Source organism: Rhodococcus sp. DK176, from assembly GCF_038447315.2.
GTDB classification, from domain to species: Bacteria; Actinomycetota; Actinomycetes; order Mycobacteriales; family Mycobacteriaceae; genus Rhodococcus_F; species Rhodococcus_F jostii_A.
This window is the reverse complement of record NZ_CP118321.2, coordinates 2998473-3021217: the sequence shown is the minus strand read 5'-3', so window position 1 is coordinate 3021217 and position 22745 is coordinate 2998473. Positions and strand designations below refer to the sequence as shown.

Annotated in this window: 22 protein-coding genes; 18 read left to right on the top strand and 4 right to left on the bottom strand. The window is 67.7% G+C overall.

All coding sequences use genetic code 11. The annotated features are described in order from the left end of the window. The first annotated feature begins 102 nt into the window (after window positions 1-102). Entirely contained in the window at window positions 103-882 is a 780-nt protein-coding gene (locus tag PSR88_RS14295; RefSeq protein WP_016882302.1) for an enoyl-CoA hydratase/isomerase family protein, read from the top strand. Window positions 883-989: 107 nt separating this feature from the next. Then, window positions 990-2669, top strand: a complete 1680-nt coding sequence (locus tag PSR88_RS14290) for an AMP-binding protein (RefSeq protein ID WP_016882303.1) — start codon at window positions 990-992, stop codon at window positions 2667-2669. 63 nt (window positions 2670-2732) lie between these two features. On the opposite strand, the gene PSR88_RS14285 is transcribed toward PSR88_RS14290, so the two are convergent. Both PSR88_RS14285 and PSR88_RS14280 read right to left on the bottom strand, forming a co-directional pair. Further along, a complete protein-coding gene (locus PSR88_RS14285; RefSeq protein ID WP_016882305.1) occupies window positions 2733-3149 on the bottom strand; it encodes a MaoC family dehydratase in 417 nt (138 codons plus the stop codon). Continuing rightward, entirely contained in the window at window positions 3146-3598 is a 453-nt protein-coding gene (locus PSR88_RS14280) for a MaoC family dehydratase N-terminal domain-containing protein (protein WP_016882306.1), read from the bottom strand. The genes PSR88_RS14285 and PSR88_RS14280 overlap by 4 nt, the downstream gene beginning before the upstream one ends. Window positions 3599-3660: 62 nt before the next feature. Between PSR88_RS14280 and PSR88_RS14275 the strand changes: the two genes are divergently transcribed. Both PSR88_RS14275 and PSR88_RS14270 read left to right on the top strand, forming a co-directional pair. Continuing rightward, the gene (locus PSR88_RS14275) at window positions 3661-4836 is read left to right on the top strand and encodes an acyl-CoA dehydrogenase family protein (protein ID WP_016882307.1); all 1176 of its coding nucleotides are present in this window, start codon (window positions 3661-3663) and stop codon (window positions 4834-4836) included. A 2-nt stretch (window positions 4837-4838) separates the two neighbouring features. After that, window positions 4839-6791, top strand: coding sequence for an AMP-binding protein (locus PSR88_RS14270; RefSeq protein ID WP_016882308.1), 1953 nt, complete (start codon window positions 4839-4841; stop codon window positions 6789-6791). A 60-nt stretch (window positions 6792-6851) separates the two neighbouring features. On the opposite strand, the gene PSR88_RS14265 is transcribed toward PSR88_RS14270, so the two are convergent. After that, window positions 6852-7613, bottom strand: a complete 762-nt coding sequence (locus tag PSR88_RS14265) for a FadR/GntR family transcriptional regulator (RefSeq protein WP_009475550.1) — start codon at window positions 7611-7613, stop codon at window positions 6852-6854. A gap of 117 nt (window positions 7614-7730) precedes the next feature. On the opposite strand from PSR88_RS14265, the gene PSR88_RS14260 reads away from it, so the two are divergent. From PSR88_RS14260 to PSR88_RS14195, 14 genes are all read left to right on the top strand, one after another. After that, complete coding sequence (locus tag PSR88_RS14260) at window positions 7731-8810, top strand: acyl-CoA dehydrogenase family protein (protein WP_016882309.1); 1080 nt, start codon at window positions 7731-7733, stop codon at window positions 8808-8810. A 72-nt stretch (window positions 8811-8882) separates the two neighbouring features. Then, window positions 8883-10049 (top strand): acyl-CoA dehydrogenase family protein, encoded by a 1167-nt coding sequence (locus PSR88_RS14255; RefSeq protein WP_016882310.1) that lies wholly within the window; start codon window positions 8883-8885, stop codon window positions 10047-10049. Next, window positions 10049-10798: an SDR family NAD(P)-dependent oxidoreductase gene (locus PSR88_RS14250; protein WP_016882311.1), complete on the top strand. Its 750-nt coding sequence runs from the start codon at window positions 10049-10051 to the stop codon at window positions 10796-10798. Before PSR88_RS14255 ends, PSR88_RS14250 begins: the two co-directional genes overlap by 1 nt. Then, entirely contained in the window at window positions 10798-11991 is a 1194-nt protein-coding gene (locus tag PSR88_RS14245; RefSeq protein WP_016882312.1) for a thiolase family protein, read from the top strand. The genes PSR88_RS14250 and PSR88_RS14245 overlap by 1 nt, the downstream gene beginning before the upstream one ends. After that, window positions 11991-13229 (top strand): acetyl-CoA hydrolase/transferase family protein, encoded by a 1239-nt coding sequence (locus PSR88_RS14240; RefSeq protein ID WP_016882313.1) that lies wholly within the window; start codon window positions 11991-11993, stop codon window positions 13227-13229. The genes PSR88_RS14245 and PSR88_RS14240 overlap by 1 nt, the downstream gene beginning before the upstream one ends. A 19-nt stretch (window positions 13230-13248) precedes the next feature. Further along, window positions 13249-14172 (top strand): hydroxymethylglutaryl-CoA lyase, encoded by a 924-nt coding sequence (locus PSR88_RS14235; protein ID WP_016882314.1) that lies wholly within the window; start codon window positions 13249-13251, stop codon window positions 14170-14172. Window positions 14173-14210: 38 nt separating this feature from the next. Next, window positions 14211-14969 (top strand): SDR family NAD(P)-dependent oxidoreductase, encoded by a 759-nt coding sequence (locus PSR88_RS14230; protein WP_005250876.1) that lies wholly within the window; start codon window positions 14211-14213, stop codon window positions 14967-14969. A 105-nt stretch (window positions 14970-15074) separates the two neighbouring features. Beyond that, entirely contained in the window at window positions 15075-15932 is an 858-nt protein-coding gene (gene menB / locus PSR88_RS14225) for a 1,4-dihydroxy-2-naphthoyl-CoA synthase (RefSeq protein ID WP_016882316.1), read from the top strand. A 116-nt stretch (window positions 15933-16048) separates the two neighbouring features. Further along, window positions 16049-16834, top strand: coding sequence for an enoyl-CoA hydratase-related protein (locus tag PSR88_RS14220; RefSeq protein ID WP_016882317.1), 786 nt, complete (start codon window positions 16049-16051; stop codon window positions 16832-16834). A 5-nt stretch (window positions 16835-16839) separates the two neighbouring features. Continuing rightward, window positions 16840-17811, top strand: coding sequence for an EamA family transporter (locus PSR88_RS14215; RefSeq protein ID WP_016882318.1), 972 nt, complete (start codon window positions 16840-16842; stop codon window positions 17809-17811). Continuing rightward, entirely contained in the window at window positions 17812-18999 is a 1188-nt protein-coding gene (locus tag PSR88_RS14210) for a CaiB/BaiF CoA transferase family protein (protein ID WP_016882319.1), read from the top strand. 81 nt (window positions 19000-19080) lie between these two features. Further along, on the top strand, window positions 19081-19890 hold the full coding sequence (locus tag PSR88_RS14205) for an enoyl-CoA hydratase/isomerase family protein (RefSeq protein WP_016882320.1): 810 nt from the start codon (window positions 19081-19083) through the stop codon (window positions 19888-19890). A 5-nt stretch (window positions 19891-19895) separates the two neighbouring features. Then, the gene (locus PSR88_RS14200; protein ID WP_051004164.1) at window positions 19896-20747 is read left to right on the top strand and encodes an enoyl-CoA hydratase/isomerase family protein; all 852 of its coding nucleotides are present in this window, start codon (window positions 19896-19898) and stop codon (window positions 20745-20747) included. Between the two features lie 36 nt (window positions 20748-20783). After that, on the top strand, window positions 20784-21818 hold the full coding sequence (locus PSR88_RS14195) for a phosphotransferase family protein (protein WP_016882322.1): 1035 nt from the start codon (window positions 20784-20786) through the stop codon (window positions 21816-21818). Window positions 21819-21880: 62 nt separating this feature from the next. Here the strand turns inward: PSR88_RS14195 and PSR88_RS14190 are convergent, their stop codons facing one another. Continuing rightward, window positions 21881-22687 carry a PaaI family thioesterase gene (locus PSR88_RS14190; protein WP_016882323.1) on the bottom strand — a complete coding sequence of 269 codons (807 nt, stop codon included), beginning with the start codon at window positions 22685-22687 and terminating at the stop codon, window positions 21881-21883. Window positions 22688-22745 lie beyond the last annotated feature (58 nt).

The window sequence follows — 22745 nt, the reverse complement described above, 5'->3', positions numbered from 1 at the left end:
TGCGTCACGCATTCCGGGAAAGTCCTTCGAATGAGTTCTTGTTCCCGACGGCAGGCCCGTACTAGGGTCGAATGGTACGACCAAACTGGAAGGATCGGCACTATGGCGCACCCTGTGCGATACGACGTCGACGAGCACATCGCCGTCGTCACCCTCGATCGCCCCGAAACCCGCAACGCGCTGTCCGACGACCTGCTCGACGAACTTCTCGCAGCGCTCGAACGTGCCCGTGGGGACGAAGACGTGAGGGTTGTCGTCCTGGCCTCGTCGCACGAGAAGATCTTCTCGGCGGGCGGTGATCTCAAGGCATTCGCGAGCGACGCCCCCACGATTGTCAAATACGCCGGACTGGACCGATTTCCGAAGCTCTACCAACTCATCGGCGGCCTCGGGAAGCCGGTGATCTGCGCGGCCGGTGGCGACGTGCTGGCGGGGGCGTTCGGGCTTGCGCTGGCCTGCGACTTCGTGCTCGCCAAGGAGTCGGTGCGGTTCGGGTGCCCGGAGATCAACGTCGGTGTCTTCCCGTTCATGATCTCCGCCTTGATCTATCGGAACGTCGGGCGGCTCAAGGCGAACGAGTTGATGATGTGTGGCGAGTCGATCACCGCCGCGGACGCACTCGAGCTGGGACTCGTGAATCGGGTGATTCCGGATGACGACTTCGAGGCGGAGGTTCGGGAGTGGGCGCGCCGGCTCGCGAGTAAATCGCCGCTTCTCATGCGTCTCGGCAAGGAGGCGATCAACAACACCCGCGACATGTCGCTGCCCGACGCCCTCTCGGCGCTGCAGTCTCAGCTCGCTCTGGCATTCACCACAGACGACATTGTCGAGGGTGTCACTGCCTTCCGCGAAAAGCGTTCTCCTGTATGGAGCATGCGGTGACAGCCGCCATCGGAATTCGTTGCGCTTTCGGTCCAACCATTATATTGTGAGGGCCAACACAGGGTTTCTATTCCCCCTCCACATCTGCGCTCAGAGGAAGGCCTCCCATGGCGTTCGCATCGGTCACCGATCGCTATTCGGACGAACAGATCCGAGAGTTCTATGCCACCGGGCAGTGGCACCGTGACACGTTCTTCGACCTGCTCGAGGCTCAGGTCGCCGAGCGGGGCGACCGCGTCTTTCTGACCGACGACACCAGCGGCGGTATCACCTTCCTGCAATTGCGGGACAGGGCGCTGTGTCTGGCGGTCGGTCTCCGGCGTCATGGGATCACTGCCGGCGACCGCGTGTCGGTGCAGGTTCCGAACTGGATCGAGTTCGCGATCATCTCCGTCGCATTGTCGCGACTGGGTGCCGTCCTGGTGCCGATCATGCCGATCTACCGCCGCGACGACGTCGAATACATCCTGAAGAATGCCGGTGTCCGGCTGGCGATTACGCCGCAACAGTTCAAGAAGTTCGATTACGCCGGCATGTACACCGAGATCCTGGGTGCGGTCGATTCGCTCGAGGACGTCGTCGTCGTCCGCGGAAGCGACGAACTGCCGGACCGGTCGGTATCGTTCGAGTCGCTGTCGGTGGATCTGAGCCCGGAGGAGGCCATCGCCGAACTCGGCCCCGGTGTCGGCCCCGACGAGCCGTTCGTCATCGTCTACAGCAGTGGCACGACATCCCGGCCCAAGGGGTGCATCCACACGTTCAACACTTTGGCCTGTGGATCTCGTTTGCTGGCCAAGGGATTCGCCTACACGCCCGATGACGTCCAGTTCGGCCCCTCGCCGATCACCCACACCACCGGACTGGTCACCAGCATCATCCTTCCGCTCGTTCACGGCGCGGCGTCGCACCTCATCGAGGTGTGGGAGCCGGTCCGTGGAATGGAGCAGATCAAGGAACGTGGGTGCACTGTCGCGGTCAGTGCCACGACGTTCCTGCAGATGCTCATGGACGCCTACGATCCCGCCGTGCACGATATCGGCAGCATGAGGCTGTGGGTCGCCGCCGGCTCCCCGATCCCCGGCAGCTTCGTCACCCATGCTGCCGAACAGTTTCCGGGCCTGCAGGTGCTCAGCCTGTACGGACGCTCGGAGAACGTCACCACCACCATGTGCACGGTTCGCGACGACGCTCAGCGGTCGATCACCTCGGACGGTCGCCCGCTGCCGATGCAGTCGGTGAAGATCGTCGACGAACTCGGCGACGAGGTTCCGCGCGGCGAAGAGGGCGACATCGCCTACAAGGGCGCCATGCACATGCTTGCCTATCTCCACAACGACGAGGAGACGGCCAAGCTGTTCACGCCGGACGGCCACTCCCGCTCCGGCGATCTCGGCCGGATGGACGAGGACGGCTACGTGCGCGTCACCGGCCGGACCAAGGACATCGTGATCCGCGGCGGCATGAACATCAGCGTCCGGCAGGTCGAAGACCTCTTGGCGGCGCATCCCGCCGTCCGCGGGGTTGCAGCGGTCGCGATGCCCGACGAGCGGCTCGGCGAGGCGGTGTGTCTCTACCTCGTTCCCGCGCCCGGGTACGGCGACATCACTCTCGAGAAGATCAAGGCGTACCTGCTGGAGCAGGGAGTGGCCATCCAGAAGGTTCCGGAGCGGCTGGAGATCGTCGAGGCGTTGCCGACGACGGCGACGGGCAAGATTCAGAAGCACCTGCTGCGCGCGCAGATCGCCGCGAAGATCGAGGCAGACCGCGAGGCGCGGGCCGTCGTCTGATCGAATCGAAAAGGGGGCGAGGCCGATCGGCTTCGCCCCCTTTCGGCGGTATGAGCAGGGTGGTCAGGTCGTGGCTACCACGACGGTCGCGGATCCGGTGACGACCGGACCCTTGGTCCCGGACACGACGAGGTCGAGGTTCGCCCGCGACTCCCCGTCCGTCTCGGCGATCGCCACAACCGTCCCACCCACGGTCAGGGTGTCACCGAGGAAGACCGGGGCGACGAACCGCACGCCGAAGGAGCGCACATGTTCGACGCCGAACGTGTCGGAGACCCAGCCCGCCAGAATCCCGGCCTGCATCTGGCCCATCGCGATGACGCCGGGAAATCCCGAGGTGGCGACGAACTCTGGATCGTGATGGAGGGGATTGAAATCGCCTCCGGCTCCGGCGAATCGGACGATGTCGGTTTGGCTCACCGGGCCGACCACCCGGGTGTCGGGTACGTCGCCGACGCGGACCTTCGCCGGGGTTCTCATCGCTGTTCTCCTCGTTCGATCAGGACTTCCTCGAGCCGCACCACGGGCACACCGTCGGCGTCGACGTACTCGGTCTCCAGGGTGACGATGCGCATCGTCCCGCCGCGCTTGCCTTCTCGCTGCACGTCGTCGACGACGCGGCGGGTGCCGACGACGTGGTCGCCCGCGGTGAGTGGTCGCAGGTACGTCCACGTGACCGAACCGACGACCACCCGTTCGAGCGCCAGGCCCAGTGCGTCGACGAACGCGCGCTGGTCGCGCTGGTGTCCGGCGACAACCGTGTGCGTGAGAGTGGCCGGCACGCCGCCGAATCCGGCGTCGCGCGCAGCGGCCGGATCGGTGTGCACGGGATCGGTGGTGAACGTGGCGCGCGTGAATTCGCGGATCTTGCCGCGTTCGACGTCGTATTCGACGCGGTCGACGACGCCGGCGGGGAGTGGGTCGGGCATCCAGGCCTCCTTTTTGGACTGACCTATAGTATCATTGAGCCTAAATTCGTGAGGAGGGTGCAATGGAGCTCGCTGATTCCCCAGACGAGGCCACATTCCGTGCAGAAGTCCGGGAGTGGGCCGAAAAAGCGGTCCCGACGCTGCCGTGGCCGGAACCGGTCGATCTGGTCGACAAGGTGCCGTTCTGGCAGCAATGGCAGCGACTGCTCTTCGACGCCGGCTACGGCGGGATGTCGTGGCCGCAGGAGTACGGCGGTCAAGCCGCCGACCCGATCCGCAAGGCCATCTTCACCGAGGAAATGGATCGGGTGGGAGCGCCGGAGCGTCTCAACACCATTGGCGAGGATTTCGCCGGCCCGACCATCATCGACTTCGGGACACCCGCCCAGAAGGAACGGTTTCTCCGGCCCATCCTGACCGGTGAGGAAATCTGGTGCCAGCTGTTCTCCGAGCCGGACGCCGGTTCGGACCTCGCCTCGCTCCGCACCAAGGCCACGAAGGTGGACGGGGGCTGGAAGGTCAACGGGCAGAAGATCTGGACCAGCCGCGCGCACATCGCGGCGCACGCCATCCTGCTGGCCCGGACCGGCGGCGGCGCGCGGCACAAGGGCATCACGTTCTTCCTGGTGCCCATGGACAGTGAGGGCATCACGGTGCGGCCGCTCGCGCACATGCTCGGCGAGGCGGAATTCAACGAGGTGTTCCTCGACGACGTGTTCATTCCCGACGACCTTGTCGTCGGCGAGGTGGACGGCGGCTGGAAGGTCGCGATGGGCACGCTCGCCTACGAGCGGGTCGCGATCGCAACGGGCCGCGTCAACACGAAACGTGCCGTCGACGACATCGTCACCGACATCGCGGGGATGACCGATGACGCGGGCCGACCGCTGGGCGAGGATCCGGTGATCCGGCAGAAGGTCGCCGATCTGTACGGCCGGGCCCTTGTGCACTACCTCATCGGCCAGCGCGTCATCACACTCGCGGCCAACGACGGGCCGCCCGGACCCGTCACCTCGATCGGCAAGCTGTTCTTCTGCCCCCTCGTGGAGGAACTGGCCGACTTCCGGCTGTCCCTCGAAGCGGTCGGCGGGCAATTCGCCCTCGACGAGGTGGGGCAGCGGGCAGCGCGGTGGCAACGGCTCGCCTACCAGGCCCGCGGTACCGCCATCGCCGGTGGTTCCACCTTCATCCAGCGCAACATCGTCGCCGAGCGCATGCTCGACATGCCGAGGAGCTGACCGTGTCCGACTACACCTGGCACCCCACCGACGACTACGTCGAGAACGCCAACGTCACCCGGCTCGCCCGCGCCAACGGCCTCTCGGGTCTGGGTGAGCTCCGTGCCCGTTCCGTCGCCGACGTGCGATGGTACTGGGACGCGGTGGTCCGCGACCTGGGTCTGCCGTTTCAATCGCCGTACCACGAGGTGCTCGACACCTCCCGGGGAATCGAGCACCCGGACTGGTTCGTCGGGGGCAGGGCGAACGTCGTCGACGCGTGTCTGCAGCGTTGGCTCGCCGACCCGGCGGCCGCCGATCGGGTGGCCGTCACACACGAGGCGGAGGACGGCACAGTCCGCAGCCTGTCGTATCGCGAGCTCGCGGCGGACGTCGAGCGCGCAGCGGCAGGGCTGCGTGAGCTCGGCGTCGGCAAGGGTGATGCCGTCGCCCTGTTCCTGCCGATGATCCCCGAGGCGGTCGTATCGGTGTACGCGGTCGCCCGGCTCGGGGCGGTCCTCGTACCGCTCTTCTCCGGATTCGCGCCGAGTGCGATCGCGTCCCGCATCCAGGACGCGGACGCGAAGGTGGTGATCGTCGCGGACGGAACCGTGCGGCGTCGCAAGACCGTAGCGATGAAGCCGGCACTCGACGAAGCCCTGGCTGCCTGTCCGACGGTGCAGTCGGTCGTCGTGGTCGAGAACGTCGGCGCCGAAGTGGATTCCACCGGCCGCGACATCTCCTGGGTCAAGCTCCTCGGGAACGGCGGCGACCCGGGTCCGGTCGAGGCGATGGATGCCGGCGAGCCGTTCGCGCTGGCCTACACGTCCGGCACGACCGGCAAGCCGAAGGGCGCCGTCCACACCCATGCAGGGTTTCTCGTCAAGACGGCCAGCGAGGTCGCGTACTCGTTCGACCTGAGGCCGGGCGGCGCGTTTTGCTGGATCACCGACATGGGCTGGATCATGGGCCCGCTGTCGATCGTCGGCACCCACGCCAACGGTGGAACTCTCGTGCTGTACGAAGGCTCCCCGGACGTGCCGGACACCGACCGGCTGTGGCAGCTCGCGCAGCGGCACCGAGTGACGATGCTCGGCGTCTCCCCGACGCTGATCCGCACCCTCCGCGGGCGGGAGACGGATGTCGCGGCACGGTACGACCTGTCCTCGGTGCACACGATCGGGTCCACGGGTGAGCCCTGGGATCCGGATTCGTACGACTGGCTGGCACGGGACGTGTTCGGCGGGCGCGTGCCGGTCATCAACTTCTCCGGCGGCACCGAGGTCGGTGGGTCGTTCCTCGCGCCGTACCCGGTGGAGCCGATCCACAGCTGCTCGCTGGGCGGGCCCTCGCTGGGTATGGACGTGGACGTCGTCGACGACGCGGGACGTTCGTTGCGGGGCGAACAGGGCGAACTCGTCTGCAGGCAACCGTGGCCGTCGATGACGCGCGGGGTGTGGAAGGACGAGGAACGCTATCTCGAGGCGTACTGGTCGACGTTCCCCGGCATGTGGCGGCACGGCGACTACGCGCTCGTCGACGACGACGGCCAGTGGTACATCCGGGGCCGCTCGGACGACGTGATGAACGTGGCCGGCAAGCGTCTCGCGCCGGCGGAGGTCGAGGCGGTGCTGACCGCACATCCGGCGGTGTCCGAGGCGGCCGCGGTCGGTGTCCCGGACCCGAAGAAGGGCGAGGCGGTGTGGGCGTTCTGGGTTCCCCGCGCGGACGCCGACGGTGACACGGACATCTCGGCCGAGTTGGTCGCCAGTGTGGCAGCGGAACTCGGAAAACCGTTCGCGCCCAGCGTGGTACACCGGGTGTCACGGTTGCCGAAGACCCGGTCGGCGAAGATCCTGCGGCGTGCGGTGCGGGCTGCGGCCCTGGGCACCGATCCGGGTGACCTGTCGGGTGCCGAGAATCCGGAGGCCGTGGACGAGATCCGCGCCGTGGTTGTCACCAACTCGGCGACGTGAGTGCGACGAGGGCCCCACACCGTGCGGTGTGGGGCCTCGTCGCGACTGCTGCCGCGACATTCAGTCGTCGAGGGGAATGTCGGTGCGCTCCTCGAAGTCCTTGATCGACTCGGCGTACGAGTGGACGTGCCGGCTCATGCGCCGCACGGCGGCATCGGCGTCCTTGTCGCGAATGGCCTTGGTGACCGAGCGGTGTGCGCGGACGGTGATGTCGCGAACCTTGTCGTCGATGAAGCCTTCGTTTTCCGTTGCGGCATAGATGGCGCGCGAGAGCGAAATCATCAGGCCCGACAACAGTTCGTTGTGACTGGCGCTCGCAACGGCGACGTGCCAGTCGATGTTCGCCTGCAGAAAAGCGTCGAGGCTGTCGCCCGCGCCCGCGATGTCGTCGTTGGCGGCGTCGAGTCGCGCGAGATCCTCATCGGTGCGGTGACGGGCGGCAAGTTGGGCGCAGAAGGGCTCGATCGCCTCGCGGGTCTCGAGCAGCGCGGCGAGACGGATCTGACGACCGCGGATGAGCAGGGCCACCGTGTCCGCCATGGACTGTTCGCCCGGCCGCTGAACGAAGGCACCCCCGGCTCGGCCCGCCTTGATGCGCACGAGTCCCTGCACCTCGAGGATGCGGAGGGCCTCGCGGACGGTGGTGCGGCTCATCTTCGTCTGAACGACGAGTTCGCGCTCCGGCGGCAGCGGTGTGCCTTCGACGTAGTCCCCGCTGAGAATGCGCTCGCGCAGCTCGTTCGCGAGGACGTCCGACGCCTTCGGTACCGCCATCGGTGTCAACTGGATGGAGGAACGTCCGTTCCGGGTGGTGTTCGGCACGGCTGATGGCATGGCTCCCCGCCCTCTCTGGTCTAACGGTCAGACCTAATATACCATTGGGTTCTCGCTGCGTTCGTCTTGCAGCCTATTCTTCGTCTCATCGAGAGGGCCAGTTGTATGCGCTGGGAACTGTCAGAAGAGCAGGAAATGTTCACCGAAGCCCTCGACGGCTGGCTCGGGCGGTTCGCCGCTCCGGCGAATGTCCGCAAGTGGGGTGAATCGGGTGATCCTGCCGAGTTCGAGCAGAAATTCGCCGAGGAGGGCTGGTTCTCCGCCGGCCTCGCCGAGGACATCGGTGGTCAGGGCGGTGGTCTACTCGAATTGGCGTTGACCGCGGAGGCGCTGGCCCGGTACGCCGCGCCGTCGAGTGCCTGGACCGCGTCCGTCCTCGCCGCGCCCCTGCTGCCCGCCGACGTCGCCGCCGACGTACTGGCGGGGGGTGGGTTCGCGGCCGTTGCCGTCGATGTGACCCGACCGTTCGGCGTCGCCGATTCGGTGCGCGCCGACGAGGGCGGCGCGCTGACCGGCAGTGTCGCAACGGTGCTCGGCGCCGAACGGGCGAAACTGCTGGTCGTCCCGGCTGTGGGCGCCGACGGAACGGCGGCCCTGTACCTCACGCGCGTCGACGATCCCGGTGTCACGGTCGAACCGCGGCGGTTCCTCGACCCGTCCCGCGCGGCCGCGGATGTCCGGTTCGACGGCGTCACCGGACAGCGTCTCGACGTCGAGGCGGCCGCGGCCCTCGAGGACGCCGGACTGCGTGCGGCCGTGTTGGTGGCCGCGGATTCACTCGGGGCGATGGACCGCCTGCTGCATCTCGCCGTGGACTACAGCAAGCAACGCCAGCAGTTCGGTGTGCCGATCGGGTCGTTCCAGGCCGTGAAGCATGCTGCGGCAGGCATTCTCGTCTCCGTCGAGGCGGGCCGATCCGTTGCCTACTTCGCCGCGGCGTCGGTCGACCTGGGTCTGCCGGATCGAGCGATACACGCCGCCGTCGCCAAGGCGCAGGTACCGCGGAATGCGGTGCAGGCCGCCGACAGTGCCCTCGTGATGCACGGTGCGATCGGCTACACGTGGGAACACGACCTGCACCTCTACTACAAGCGCGCCAAGCTCGACGAGAAGTTGTTCGGCGGCTCGGGTGTGTGGAACGAGCGCCTCGCGCGGGATCTACCCCTGTTGCCTGCCGCAGGATGAACCATCGTTGACTTTTTGGTCTGTCCTTTAGTAACTTAAGTCCAAACGGAACCAACGACGACGGGACGTGCTGTGGACTTTGATCTGACCGAGGATCAGGCGACGATCCGAGATGCGGTGCGAGAGCTGGCCGGCAAGTTCGACGAGCAGTACTGGGTGGAGAAGGACAGCGAGCACGAGTTCCCCACCGAGTTCTACGACGCGTTCGCCAAGGGCGGCTGGCTCGGCATCACCACACCCGAGGCGTACGGCGGGCACGGCATGGGAATCACCGAGGCCTCGATCCTGCTCGAGGAAGTCGCCGCGTCCGGCGCCGGCATGAACGGCGCAAGTTCCATGCACCTGTCGATATTCGGGATGCACCCGGTGATCGTGCACGGCTCCGAGGAACTCAAGCAGCGCACCCTTCCTCGGATCGTCGACGGCGACCTACACGTCTGCTTCGGTGTCACCGAGCCCGGCGCCGGTTTGGACACCACCAAGATCACCACCTTCGCGCGACGTGAGGGCGACAAGTACATCGTCAACGGCCGCAAGGTCTGGATCTCCAAGGCGATGGAGTCGGAAAAGATCCTTCTCCTCACCCGCACAACGAAGTTCGAGGACGCAAAGAAGAAGACGGACGGTCTGACCCTGTTCCTCACCGACCTCGACCGCTCGAAGGTCGACATCCGCCCGATCAAGAAGATGGGGCGGAACGCGGTCACGTCGAACGAACTGTTCATCGACAACCTCGAGATTCCGGTCGAGGACCGGGTGGGCGAGGAAGGCAAGGGCTTCAAGTACATCCTCGACGGCCTCAACCCGGAGCGCATGCTCGTGGCATCCGAGGCCCTCGGTATCGGCCGGGCCGCTCTCCGCCGCGGCGTCCAGTACGCCAACGAGCGTGAGGTGTTCGGTCGCCCGATCGGCATGAATCAGGGTCTGCAGTTCCCGCTCGCCGACTCGCTCGCCCGACTCGACGCCGCCGAACTCGTCCTGCGCAAGGCGACGTGGCTCTACGACAACGGAAAGCCGTGCGCCCGCGAAGCCAACATGGCCAAGTACCTGTGCGCCGACGCCGGGTTCCAGGCGGCCGATCGCGCCCTCCAGACCCACGGCGGCATGGGCTATTCGGAGGAGTACCACGTGGCCCGGTACTTCCGTGAAGCCCGTCTGACCAAGATCGCCCCGCTCAGCCAGGAGATGGTTCTCAACTACCTCGGCGAGCACGTCCTCGGCCTCCCCAGGAGCTACTGATGTTCGAACTCACCGGAAAGTCCGCCCTCGTCACCGGCGCGGGCAGTGGTATCGGCGCCTCGGTGGCGCATGCCTACGCGCGAGCAGGTGCGGCCGTGCTCGTCACCGACGTCGACGGCGACGCCGCGGCGGCCGTGGCCGCGGAGATCACTGCTGCCGGCGGTTCGGCGAAGTCGGCTGCCCTCGACGTCCGCAACGGCGATCAGGCGGCCGCCGCAGCAGAGCAGGCCGCCGCGCTGAACGGTGGCATCCTCAACATCCTGGTCAACAACGCGGGTGCGATCGCACCGGCGATGTTCCCGAACCTCGAGGAGGAGGACTTCCGCCGCATCGTCGACATTCATCTCGTCGGCAGCTTCGTCTGCAGCAAGGCAGTCCTCCCGTACCTGCCGTCCGACGGCAGCGGCCGCATCATCAACGTGACCTCCGCCGCCGGCCTGGTGGGCACCATCGGGCAGGCGAACTACGGTGCCGCGAAGGCGGGCATCATCGGACTCACGAAGTCGCTGGCGCGGGAACTCGCCAAGAAGCAGGTGACGGTCAACGCGATCGCGCCGCTCGCCGCCACCAAGATGACGGAGAACATCCGCAGCAACGAGAAGCTCTCCGCGAAGACGCTCGCGCGAATCCCGCTGGGCCGCTGGGCGGAACCGGACGAGATCTCGTCCAGCTTCGTGTTCTTCGCGTCCGACGGCGCGTCGTACATCACGGGCCAGGTACTGCCCGTCGACGGCGGAACGGTGATCTGATGGCCGAGAAACGCAACCCCTTCCAGCGTTCCGCGCGCGAGGTCGTCATCGCGGAAGCGGCCCGCACCCCCATGGGCAAATCGCACCCCGAGCGCGGCTGGTTCCGCGACACCCACCCCAACGACATGCTCGGCGTCGTCTACACGGACCTGATTCGACGCAGCGGCCTCGACCCGGCCGTCGTCGAGGACCTCGTGATCGGCTGCACCGCACCGTTCGGCGAGCAGTCCCGCAACATCGGCCGCAACGCCTGGCTGCAGGTGGGCTACCCGCCGGAGGTCCCGGCCGTCGTCCTGGACCGCCGCTGCGGGTCTGCCCAGACCGCGGTCGAGATGGGCGCCGCCCTGGTCGGCTCCGGCACCCACGACGTCGTCGTGGCCGGCGGTGTCGAACACATGGGCCACGTGCCGATGAACTCACCGGCCAAGATCTCCGAACTGTACGGCGACCCGTGGCCGGAAGCGCTGCGCGACCGGTACGACTTCGTGAACCAGGGCGAGAGTGCCGAACTCATCGCGGACCGGTGGGAGATCTCCCGGCAGGAGATGGACGAGTTCGCCGTCCGCTCCCATCGTCTGGCGACCGAGGCCATCGAGGCGGGCCGCTTCGACGCCGAGATGATCCCCCTCGAACTCGCGGGCGAGACCCGGTCCACAGACCAGACCATTCGCCCCGGAACGAGCCTGGACAGCCTGGCCGGGCTGAAGACGGTGTTCCGGGAGAACGGCCGGATCACGGCGGGCAGTTCGTCGCCGATCTCGGACGGGGCGGCCGGTGTGCTGCTCGCTTCCCGCGAGGCCGTCGACGCGCACGGACTGCGGGCCCGGGCCCGGATCCTCGATCAGACGACAGTCGGGGTGGACCCGATCATCATGCTGACCGGTCCGATCCCGGCGACCCGGAAGTTGCTCGACCGCAACGGGATGAGCATGAACGACATCGACCTGTTCGAGGTCAACGAGGCGTTCAGCTCGGTAGTCCTAGCCTGGGAGCGGGAACTGAAGCCCGACATGGACCGGGTCAACGTCAACGGCGGCGCGATCGCGCTCGGTCACCCCGTCGGCGCGACCGGTGCCCGGCTCATCGCCACCATCGTCGCGGAACTCGAGCGGCGCGACGCCGAAATCGGTCTGGTGACCATGTGCTGCGGCGGCGGCCTGGGAACGGCGACCCTGATCCAGCGGATCGACTGATGATCGACCTGACGCCGCACATCCGGCCCGGCGACGGAATCTGGTGGAGCCAGACGAGCGCGGAACCCACCCCGCTCGTCCACGCCCTGCTCGACCAGGTGTCGTCGATCGGCCCCGTCCGGGCATTCGTGGGACTGACCTGGAATCGGCGGCTGACGAGCGAATTGCCCGACGAACTCTCTGTCGTCTCCTACGGTGGTCTCGGCGAACTCCGCCGCCTCGCCCGACTCGAGGTCGTGCCCTGCCACTACGGAGCCCTGCCGCGGCTGTTCGCCGAACGGCGGCTGCCGTGCGACGTCGGGTTCGTGCAGGTGTCACCGCCGGACTCGGCCGGGAACTGCTCGCTCGGGGTCGGTGTCGACTACATCGCCGACGCCCTCGATCACACACCGGTCCTCATCGCCGAGATCAACCGGCGCATGCCCGTCACTCTCGGCGCACCGAAGATTCCGCTGTCGCGGTTCGCCGCGGTGGTCGAGACCGACCGGCCGTTACTCGAGGCGCCGGACCGCCAGCCCGCGGACGTGGAACTGGCGATAGCGCGGAACGTCGCCGATCTCGTCGCCGACGGAGACACGATCCAGATCGGCGTCGGAACACTACCGTCCGCCGTCCTCACCGCACTCGAGGGACACAGGGACCTCGGGATGCATTCCGGCATGATCTCCGACGCGGCGCTGCGGCTGATCGACCGAGGTGTGCTGACCGGGGCGCGGAAGGAAATCGACCCCGGACTGCACGTGGCGGGTGCCGCGCTCGGCACGGCGGCGCTGTACGACCGGCTGCCGGGTCTTCCGGTGGCCTTCCGCCCGGCGAGTTACACCCATGCGCCGCAGGTGCTCTCGCAGCTACGGTCGTTCGTGTCGATCAACTCGGCGATCGAGGTCGACCTGACCGGTCAGGTCGGCGCGGAACTGCGCAACACGACCTACGCAGGCGCCGTCGGGGGACAGGTGGACTTCTCGCGCGCGGCGGCGATGACCGGCGGCCGGTCCATCATCGCGATGCGCGCGGATTCGCGCGGGGAGTCGACGATAAAGACGGCCCTCCAGTACGGGGCGGTCACCACCGCCCGCGCGGACGTCGACTTCGTGGTCACCGAACACGGTGTCGCGGCCTTGCGCGGGTGTTCCCTCGGGGAGCGTGCGCGTCGCATGATCGCCATTGCGGCGCCCGAGCACCGCCCCACACTGGAATTCGATCTCGAGGAGTACGACCTTGCATCCGCAACGGAGTGAGGGGAAAGGAGTCGACGCCATGACGCGTCCCCACCAGGTCCAGATCCGGGAGGTCGGACCGCGTGACGGTTTCCAGAACGAACCGGAACGCATCCCGACCGACGACAAGGTGCGGTTGATCAACGCCCTCGGGCGGGCGGGATTCACCCGGATCGAGGTGGCCAGCTTCGTGCGGCCGGACGTGATCCCCCAACTGGCCGACGGCGTCGAGGTTCTGGGGCGCATCGAGGTCCCCGACGACACCAAACTGATGGTGCTCGTCCCCAACAGCAAGGGGCTGGACAATGCACTGAAGGTGCGCGACAAGTTCCACGAGGTCGCGATTTTCGTCAGCGCGTCGGAGACCCACAACAAGAAGAACGTCAACCGCACCGTCGACGAGACGATGGCGGACAATGACGTCATGGCCAAGCGGATCGTCGCCGAGGGCCTCGACTGCGCCGCCGTGATCGCGACGTCGTTCGGCTGCCCGTTCGAGGGCAAGGTCGACCTGACCCGCGTGCTGGACCTGGCCGAACGGTTCGCGGAGGCCGGCGCCACCGAGATCGGCTTCGGTGACACCACAGGCATGTGCAACCCGGCGTACGCGTCGGAATTCTTCGCGGCGGCGCTCGACCGGCTGCCCGGCGTGGAGGTCACCGCGCACTTCCACAACACCCGTGGCCAGGGCCTCGCCAACGCGTACGCTGCACTCGAAGCTGGTTGCGCGAGCTTCGAATCGAGCTTCGGGGAGCTGGGCGGCTGCCCCGTTCCGGCGGGCTCGACGGGCAATATCGCCACCGAGGACCTGGTGAGCATGTTCCACGAAATGGGCGTCGAGACGGGGCTCGACCTTCCGCGCGTCATCGACGCGGCCCGGGAAGCGCAGAGCGTGCTCGGCCGCAAACTCACCAGTCACTCGATCGTCGCGGGCCCCATCGAATGGGCCGCGAGCCCGCGCTGACCGCTTTCCACCACGAACACCACAAGACGGAGAAGAACATGAGTAATCGAGTCGCATTTGTAACGGGCGGTGCACAGGGCATCGGCAAGGGCATCTCCGACGCCCTCGGGGCAGCGGGCTTCCGCGTCGCGGTCGCCGACCTCAACCTGGAGGTCGCCGAGGAAACCGCCGCGGGAATCCGCGACGCCGGCGGCCAGGCGATCGCCGTCCCCGTCGACGTCACCGACACCGCGTCCGTGCAGGCCGCGGTGAAGCAGGTCGCCGAGCAGTTCGGCCCCGTCGAGATCGTCGTGAACAATGCGGGCTGGGACGACTTCATGCCGTTCCTGAAGACCGACGAGGCGTTCTGGGACCGGATCCTGGACATCAACTTCAAGGGCCAGCTGCGCGTGATCCAGGCGACCGTCCCGGGCATGGTCGAGCGCGGCTGGGGCCGGGTCATCAACATCGGTTCGGACGCGGGCCGCGTCGGCTCGTCGCTCGAGGCCGTCTACTCGGGGGCCAAGGGCGGCATCATCGCCTTCACCAAGACCCTCGCCCGTGAGGTCGCGACCAAGGGTGTCACCGCGAACACGGTGTGCCCCGGCCCGACCGACACTCCTGCGCTCCGCAAGTTCGCCGACAGTTCGGGTCAGGAGGCCGACAAGGTGATCGGCGGCATGACTCGCGCCGTGCCGATGAAGCGGCTCGGCAAGGCGGAGGACATCGGTGCCGCGGTGGCGTTCTTCGCGTCCGACGCGGCCGAATTCGTCACCGGCCAGACCCTGTCGGTCAGCGGTGGTCTGACGATGTCCTGACGGGCACATCCATACGGAAGGTGCGGCTCGGTTTCCGGGCCGCACCTTCGGCATTCGCGGGCTCGGTCGGTAACGATCGTTATCGGGTGTGCCTATGATCGGTTCATGACGAACAACGGTGATACAACGGATTTCGTGTCCTGGACGGCAATCGGTGAGTTCGAGGACATCCGATACGAGCACAGCGGCGACGGGATCGCGAAGATCACGATCTGCCGTCCGGAGGTGCGCAACGCGTTCCGTCCGCAGACGCTGATGGAGATCTCCGAGGCGTTGGTCGACGCCCGCGAGGACTCCTCGGTCGGCGTCATCGTGCTGACGGGGGAGGGGCCCGACGCGTTCTGCTCGGGTGGCGACCAGCGTGTGCGCGGCGATACCGGCTACCTCACCGAGCCGGGCAAGGCGGGCAGCGTCGGCCGGTTCCACGTCACCGATCTGCAGATCCAGATCCGCCGCCTGCCGAAACCGGTGGTGGCCATGGTCGCCGGCTACGCGATCGGCGGTGGGCACATCCTGCACCTGGTCTGCGACCTCTCCATCGCTGCGGACAACGCCCGGTTCGGTCAGGTCGGCCCGAAGGTCGGGTCGTTCGACGGCGGCTACGGCGCGGGGTTGCTCGCCGAACTGGTCGGGGTGAAGAAGGCCAAGGAGATCTGGTTCCTGTGCCGGCAGTACGACGCGCAGCAGGCGCGTGAGATGGGCTTGGTCAATACCGTTGTTCCCCTTGCCGACCTCGAACGGGAGACGGTGCAGTGGTGCCGCGAGATGCTCGAGCTCTCGCCGTTCGCGCTCCGGCTCATGAAGGCGAGTTTCAATGCGGCCGAGGACGGCATTGCGGGCATCCAGCAACTCGCCCACGATGCGAACCTGCTCTTCTACTCGACGGACGAGGCGAAGGAAGGCCGGGAGGCGTACAAGGCCAAGCGGCGCCCGGAGTTCGAGAAGTTTCCGCGCCGTCCCTGATCTTCCATTTCGGTCCGACAATTAGTATGGTTGGGTCAATACCCCACGTGAGTGGCAAAGGGTGCCGGAGCACTCTTTGCCACTCACATGGGACTGAACCGAAAAGGATGGTGTGCATGTCGGAAACCGCAAATCCCGCAGTCGCGTGGAGCGACGTCGATGCCGGCGTCATGACGATCACCCTGCAGCGCAGGCCGGCGAACGCGCTCGGGCTGCCGATCATCGACGGGCTGAACGCCGCCCTCGACGCGGCGGACGCCGACGGCTCGGTGAAGGTGATCGTCGTCCGCTCCGACATTCCGGGCTTCTTCGCGGCCGGCGCCGACATCAAGCACATGTCGTCCGTGGACGCGGAGTCCTTCACCGCGTACGGCGATCGACTCCGTGGGGCGCTCGACCGGCTCGCGTCCGCCGACCGCATCACGATCGCCGCGGTGGACGGCCTCGCACTCGGCGGCGGCCTCGAACTCGCCATGGCCTGCACCCTGCGGGTCGGCGGAGCGGACGCGAAGTTCGGGCTTCCCGAGGTCAAGCTCGGCCTCATTCCCGGAGCCGGTGGAACGCAGCGACTTCCGCGCCTCGTCGGCCGTGGCCGCGCCCTCGACATCATGCTCAGCGCCCGTCAGGTCCTCGCCGCCGAGGCGCACGCGATCGGGCTGATCGACCGGCTCGTCGACGCCGGCACGGCGACGGACGCCGCGCTGGCGCTCGCCGCCGAGTTGTGCACCATGTCGCTGCCCGCGCAGCGCGCCGTCATCCGCACCGTCGACGCGTCGTTCGACACGCCGCTCGAGGAGGGCTTCCGGTTCGAGGTGGCCCAGGAGCAAGATCTGTTCGAGAACGGAGAGGCGAAGGAGGGCATCACCGCCTTCCTGGAGAAGCGCGCCCCGCGCTTCTCCTGAACGCCATGGCGTCCGCCCGCGTAGGAAGAGGTGCGATCGCGTTCGCCCTGTTCCTCGTCTACGTGATCTGGGGATCGATCTATCTCGCGATCCGCCTGGTGATCGACGAAGTCCCGCCCCTCGGCTCGATGGGTGCGCGGTTCCTCCTTGCCGGCGCGCTGATGGCCGCCTTCCTGGCCTGTCGTGGCGGCTGGCGGCGGCTGCGCCTCACCCGGCGGGAAGCGTCGGGTGCGGCGTTTCTGGGGGTGCTGCTGCTCGCGTGCGGGAACGGCCTGACCTCGGTCGGCCAACTGCACGGAGTGCCCTCCGGGGTGACGGCGCTACTCGTCGCCATGGTGCCGCTGTGGATCTGCCTCTACCGCACGCTGTCCGGTGACCGCCCGCGGATGCTCGAGTTGGCGGGTGTCGGGGTGGGCCTGATCGGCCTCGCCATCCTGGTGTTGCCGCACGGCGGCGAGCGGCCCGGACTCCCGATCGTCGGCGTGGCCGTCATCGTGCTGTCCAGTCTGTCCTGGTCGTTCGGGTCGTGGATCAAGCCGAGGGTCCGGTTGCCTCGGGACGTGTATGTCAGTGCGGCGTACCAGCTTCTGGCAGCCGGAGCGGCCATGTCGTTCGCGTCGGTGGCGACGGGTGAACGGCTGGACTGGGCGATCGGACTCCGCGCGTGGGGTGCGTTCGGCTACCTCGTCGTCTTCGGCTCGATCATCGGTTTCACCGCGTACGCGTGGCTGCTGCATCACGCTCCGTTGTCGCTGGTGGCCACACATACGTATGTGAATCCGGTGGTGGCCGTGGCGCTCGGGTCCGCCGTTCTCTCCGAACCCGTCACTCCCGCCCTCATGGTCGGGGGCGCCGTCGTATTGATGTCTGTCGTGCTGGTCGTCACCGCGCATGCCCAGCCGCGGCGTCGGGGGGATTCCTCCGTGAACGATTTCAAGGTATTATTATCAGACCAAAGATCGGCAGGAGGTGGGTAGATGGTGCGGGATCACTCGAAACGCTCGTTCACCGGGCCGCTGTCGGGCCTGAAGGTGATCGAAATCGCTTCGATTGGGCCGGGTCCGTTCTGCGCCATGCTCCTTGCCGATCTCGGCGCGGACGTGGTTCGCGTGGATCGCGCCACAGGTTCGGGGCTGGTGGGGCCGAACGGTGACTTCCGCACGGAACTGCTGCACCGCGGTCGCCGGTCACTCGCCGTCGACCTCAAGCATCCCGACGGCGCCGCGGTGGTGCTCTCGCTCGTCGCGGACGCCGACGTCCTGATCGAGGGCTTCCGCCCCGGGGTCGCCGAGCGGCTCGGCATCGGACCCGACGACTGCGCGCCCCGCAACGGCGGGTTGATCTACGGCCGCATGACCGGTTTCGGGCAGGACGGCCCACTCGCTCAGCACGTCGGCCACGACATCAACTACGTGGCGCTGAGCGGTGCCCTGTCGCTGATCGGGCGCCAGGGCCAACCGCCCACCCCGCCGCTCAGCCTGATCGGTGACTTCGGCGGCGGGGGAATGCTTCTCGCGCTGGGCGTCCTGTCGGCGCTGTTCGAGAGGCAACGCTCGGGACTCGGGCAGGTGGTCGACGCCTCGATGGTGGAGGGCGCCGCACTCCTCGCGACGCCGTTCTTCGGGTTCGCGCAGACCGGGGTGTGGGGCGAACGCGGCACCAACATCGTCGACAGCGGTGCGCCCTACTACGACGCCTACGAGACCGCGGACGGCAAGTGGCTGGCCGTCGGCGCCATGGAACCGCATTTCTACGCCGACCTCGTCGCGCTGCTGGAACTGCCCGACGACCTGCCGGACCAGAACGACCGCGCGCAATGGCCGCAGATGAAGAAGGTCTTCGGTGACGCCGTGCGCGGCCGCACGCTGACGGAATGGCTCGCCGCCGCCGAGGGGCTGACGCCGTGCATCGCGCCTGTCCTCGACGTCGACGAGGCGCCGTCGCACCCCCACCACGTCGCCCGCGGCGCGTTCGTCGACGTCGACGGTCTCGTCCAACCGGCGCCGGCACCCCGGTTCAGCCGGACGGCCGCCACAGTGGACCGCCGTCCGCCGATGCCGGGGGAACACACCACCGAGATCCTGACCGACTGGGGAATCGACCCGGACCGCAGCGCCGAGTGGCTGCGCTCGGGCGCGGTGCGCGAGGCCGCAGCAGAGACCTGACCCGCCGGGCCGTTGACGTCCGGACCACCACGACACGTGTGGCGACCACCTGGGATCGCCGAACTGAGAAGGAGTGCACTCGTGACCGAGCCCACGACATGGGAGACGTTCACGCTCGAGCGGCCGGAACCCGGCATCGCCGTCGTGACGTTGAATCGTCCCGAACGGATGAACTCGATGACGAACACCATGTTCGTCGAACTGGAGAAGGTCGCGCTGCAACTGGACCACGAGCATGACCTTCGCGTCGTGATCCTGACCGGTGCCGGTAAGGCGTTCTGTGGTGGCTTCGACCTCGACGATGCCGAAGGGCTGTCGTCGATGACGCCGATGGGCATGCTCGACCAGCAGGAACTGGCCGCGCGGGCACTTTCGGCGATCCGCAGCATCCGGGTCCCGGTGATCGCGGCGGTCAACGGTGCGGCCGCCGGTGGCGGGCTGTCCCTGTCTCTCGCCGCCGATATCCGGGTCGGTTCGCCTGCCGCGCGGTTCAACGCGGCGTTCGTGCGGATCGGACTGTCGGCCGGCGACCTGGGGGCGTCGTGGCACCTGCCCAGGCTCATCGGTCCGGCGCGGGCCGCGGAGTTCGCCTACACCGGCCGCTTCATCGAAGCCGTCGAGGCGGAGTCGCTCGGGCTGCTGAATGCGGTCGTGCCCGCCGAGTCGCTGCTCGACGAGGCGCTCGCGATGGCCCGCCTGATCAGCGTGAATTCGCCTGCCGGAGTCCAGCTGTCGAAGCGTGCGCTCCACGCGAACATGGAGGTGTCGTCGTACGCGGCGGCGCTCGAACTCGAGAATCGCGGTCAGGCGTTGCTCACTCGCGGCGACGACATGCCCGAGGCGCTGGCCGCGTTCAAAGAAAAGCGCAGCCCGAAGTTCACGGGAAGGTGAGCCAGATGACGCAGACCGAAGTGCGGGAGAATACGGCGGTGCTGAGCAATTACGAGCCGCCCCAGTTGGACACTCTCACCCTCGAGGTGCTCGAGGGCAAGATCGTCGTCCTCACGATCAATCGGCCCGACCGGATGAACTCGATGGTCGTGAAGATGTTCGAGGAGTTCAACACCGTGGCGTACGCGTTGCGTGACACCGACGCGCGGGCCCTGATCATCCGGGGCGCGGGGGACCGGGTGTTCTGCGCGGGCTTCGACCTGGACGAGATCGCCGTGATCACCCGCATGGGTGTGCGTGAGTTCCTCCGGTTCCAGGAGACGGCGACCGGCGGGCTGGCGGCACTGCACCACCTGCCGTTCCCGGTGATCGCCGCGATTCACGGTGCCGCATCCGGCGGTGGGCTGTCACTCGCGCTGGCCGCCGACATCCGCCTCGTTGCGCCCACCGCGAAGTTCAACGCGGCGTTCGTCAAGGTCGGACTGTCCGTCGGAGAACTCGGCACGTCGTGGCAGCTCACCCGGCTCGTCGGGCCCGGCCGGGCGGCGGAGATCGCGTACACCGCGCGTTTCGTCGACGCGGAGGAAGCCGCCCGAATCGGGCTGGCGAACAGGGTGGTGCCGAGCGAGGACCTGTTCGACGAGGCCGTCGCGGTGGCCCAGGCCATCGCGTCGAACTCCCCGGGCGGGATCCGGATGTCGAAGCGTGCGCTGCAACGGAACCAGGAAGTGACGTCGTACGCGGCGGCGCTGGAGTTGGAGAACCGGGGTCAGGCGCTGCTCACCCGCTGCGACGACATGCCGGAGGCGCTCGCCGCGTTCAAGGAGAAGCGGGCGCCGCGCTTCACCGGGCAGTAGGAATCTACGAATGACGACACGGATGGAGGCGAGCGCATGACCTGGGAATGGACGCCCGACACGCTCGGTGCGCTGGAGGCGTTCCTGCGCGAGCGCGGGATCACCGAGGGCCCGCTCACGACCGCCCGCATCGGCGACGGGCATTCCAACCTGACGTTCCTCGTCTCCGACGGGGTTCGTCAGGTGATCGTCCGCCGGCCGCCGCCTCCGCCGGTTCCGCCGGGCGCCCACGACATGCTGCGGGAGGCGCGTCTCGTCGGCGGCCTCGCGGGCAGTGGCGTGCCCGTGGCGGACGTCCTCGCCGTCGGCCAGACCGGCGACGTGCTCGACGTGCCGTTCTACGTGATGGACTACGTTGCGGGTCCGGTGGTCACCATCGAGACACCGCCGGCGCTCAGCGCGCCCGCGGACCGCCGCCGGATCGGTGAGGCACTCATCGACACCCTCGCAGCGCTGCACGCGGTGGACTGGCAGGCCGCCGGACTGGGTGATCTCGGCCGCCCGGAAGGATTCAACGAACGTCACCTGCGCCGCATGGGCAGGCTGGTCGCGGCCGAGGACGGGACACCGCCGCCGGAGTTCGCGGACATCGACGCGTGGCTCGGCGACCACGTGCCCGCCGAATCCGGTGCGGCGATCATCCACAACGACTACCGCATCGGCAACGTCATCCTCGGTCCCGACTCCCCGGGACGTATTGCCGCGGTGCTGGACTGGGAGCTCGCGACGATCGGCGACCCCCTGTTCGATCTCGGCTACTTCCTCGCGTCGTATCCCGTCGCGGGGGAACAGCGCACACCGACGGAGGACCTCGGTGTGGCCGTGCTCGAGGAGGGATATCCCACCCGCGACGAACTGGCTCAGCGGTATGCGGCCGCCACCGGTGCCGACCTGTCGAACCTGAACTGGTACACCGCACTGGCCCTGTGGAAACTGGCGGTGCTGTACGAGTACGGACGTCGCCGGGCCGTCGCCGGAGTAGGCGACCAGTACTACCGCGACGGCGCACTCGTGCGTGCCTTCCTCGACGCGGCACACCGCGCGGCAGGGTTGGCGCCGTCGGTGGCCTGAAGGCACACCGGGCGGTCGGTACACGAGTAGACCTCGTTACCGACCGCCTCAGTCGTATCGGGTCAGGTGCGGTGGCACGTGACCGTCGCTGTCGTGCAGGTCTTTCCGGATCGGTTGCGTCCGACGACGTGGATGACGGCGAAGGTGTGGCCGCGGTGGATCACCCGGGGTGCGAAGGTGATCGGCTCGGTGCCGGGGCAGGGCCGCACGAATGCCATGGCGATCGATGTCGTCTGGAATTCCGCGTGCGGTGTTACAGCGGAGTGGCCCGCGATCTCGGAAGCGCACAGGAGGACGCCGCCGTGGACGTTACCCAGCGGATTGCAGAGCGACTCCGACGGATCGAGTTCCAGTCCCGCGCCGGCGTTGTCCCGTCGGTGATGGGCGCCGAGTAGTTCGACGATCGACGTCGCGGTCGCCCGTGCACGGACGTCGTCGGGCACGGATCCCGAGGGCGCCGCCGCGGCGACGAATCGCAGGCGGGCGCTCCCGAGGGCCACGACCCGTCCGCTCTCGTCGAGGATCCGGCCGGTCGCCACCCCGCCGTCCTCGTCGACGGCGACGACAGTGCTGTCCGCCCGCAGGATAGAGCCGTCGAGGGCAGGGCCGCGGGTGAAGTCCAGGTGAAGTTCCGTCGTGACGGCCCATTGTCCGTCCTGACAACGTGCGGTGATCGGGTAGCCGGTCACGTCGTCCATCAGGACACCGAATGCGCCGCGGCACGGCAGGCCGGACTCGTCGGACAGCCACGGTCCGGTCTGCATGTGGGTCCTGCCATGGGCCGCGTCGCCGGTCACGGGAGCTACCCGGAACAGCGCTTCGACGCCGGTTTCGACGAACGGAAGCGCGGTGATGTTCTCGATGCTCATGTCTCTCCTGGACGGCTGGTGCGATGCGGAATGCGTGGCACATGGCGAAGGCCTGCCG